The organism is Holdemanella sp. DFI.5.55, from assembly GCF_020593575.1.
GTDB lineage: Bacteria > Bacillota_I > Bacilli_A > Erysipelotrichales > Erysipelotrichaceae > Holdemanella > Holdemanella hominis.
Map to the genome: position 1 here is coordinate 1 of NZ_JAJDMK010000389.1, position 233 is coordinate 233.

General features: G+C 39.9%; 1 protein-coding gene. It reads right to left on the reverse strand.

Going from position 1 to position 233, the window contains the following annotated elements:
* A partial coding sequence (locus tag LJE08_RS14545; protein ID WP_227403656.1) for a hypothetical protein occupies positions 1-181 on the reverse strand: 181 nt, incomplete at its 3' end.
* Between the last annotated feature and the right edge of the window lie 52 nt (positions 182-233).

The following is a 233-nucleotide window of genomic DNA, read 5'->3' on the forward strand; positions in this document are numbered from 1 at the left end:
TATAAACCAGCCACATTGAGATTCGATCATGCAAGACGTGATATTGCGGATCATTTGGAAAACAGCCGATCCCACCTAAACATGCTGCCTCAGCATACAGGAGAATTCGCAGGACCTTAACACCACGATCAGGATATTTTTTCTGCAGATTAAAGAACAAGTAATCAACTAAAGTCGCCATCAATAGAGCTGAAAAAATCAAAGTAATGTTAAATCGCCAATAGGTAGCATTC